At 42.3% G+C, this 1346-nt stretch carries 1 protein-coding gene; it reads left to right on the top strand.

Annotation, left to right across the window (positions count from 1 at the left end):
- Positions 1-105: 105 nt before the first annotated feature.
- Positions 106-1290, top strand: a complete 1185-nt coding sequence (locus AZ66_RS29150; RefSeq protein ID WP_044358139.1) for an IS256 family transposase — start codon at positions 106-108, stop codon at positions 1288-1290.
- Positions 1291-1346 lie beyond the last annotated feature (56 nt).

Genomic DNA, 1346 nt, shown 5'->3' with positions numbered 1-1346 from the left:
GAGAGCGTAAAATATCTTGTGTAAATAGATAAATAGCAAAAAGGAAGACCTTTTCTTGTAGAATTGAGCTACCACACTACAATCCATAGAAAAGAGGTCTTCCCTATGAATCATTTTACATCAGATTTGGTTCAAGCTCTAGTCACAAAACAGGATGTGACTGAAGTTTTTCGCAGTCATCTTGAGGCAGCTATGAATCGCTTGTTAGAAACGGAATTAACCGCCTTCTTGGACTATGAAAAATATGACCGTAATGGAGTGAATTCTGGAAACTCTCGTAACGGCGGATACATACGTACACTTCATACCGAATATGGAGACCTGCGGCTTCAGATCCCACGAGACCGTAATGGAGAGTTTAAGCAGCAGACCGTGGCTCCCTATAAACGTTCCAACGACACGCTCGAATCGTTTGTCATCCACATGTTCCAAAAGGGCGTAACGATGACGGAAATCGCTGATCTTATCGAGAAAATGTATGGTCATCACTACACCCCTCAGACGGTATCCAATATGACAAAGGCAATGGCCCAGCAAGTCGAATTCTTTGCAAAACGTGCATTAGCCAAGCGGTATGTTTGCGTCTACATCGACGCTACCTATATTGCAGTTAGACGTGAAACGGTCTCCAAAGAGGCCGTGTATATTGCAGTCGGTATTCGTGAAGATGGTTCTAAGGAAGTATTAACGTATACCATTGCTCCAACCGAATCGGCCTATATATGGAATGAGCTGTTAGTGGACGTGAAGGAGCGTGGTGTAGAAGAAGTCTTGTTGTTCATCTCCGACGGATTAAAGGGCATCGTGACAGCAATTGAGCAAGTATATCCAAAGGCAAAATACCAATCATGCTGCGTACATGTAGCACGTAATATTGCTCATAAAGTACGTGTGTCTGATCGAGCAAGCATCTGTGACGACTTCAAAGCAGTATATCGAGCAGAAGACGAGCAGTCTGGGAAAGCTGCTCTAGAGACTTTTTGTGATAAGTGGGAAGCTGTTTATCCCAAAGTAATTAAATCTTTGCGAGAGAACCCATACATCTTTACGTTTTATAGCTTTCCAAAGCCAATTTGGAAAAGCATCTATTCAACCAATCTCATTGAGTCGTTTAACAAACAAATTAAGAAGTATACAAAGCGAAAAGAGCAATTTCCACATGAAGAGTCACTAGAGAAGTTTCTGGTATCGCAGTTCGAGAGCTACAACCAGCGGTTTGCTACTCGATGCCATACTGGCTTTGACCGAGCACGTGCTGAACTCCAAGCTATGTTCAGCATTAGAGACTAATACAGTCTTCTACAAGAGAAGGATATTTTCATTTACACAAAAATATTGACGCTACC

It is taken from the genome of Paenibacillus sp. E194 (genome assembly GCF_000935845.1).
Lineage (GTDB): Bacteria > Bacillota > Bacilli > Paenibacillales > Paenibacillaceae > Paenibacillus_B > Paenibacillus_B alvei_B.
The sequence above is the reverse complement of the archived record's forward strand: the minus strand, read 5'-3'. Positions and strand labels throughout refer to the sequence as shown.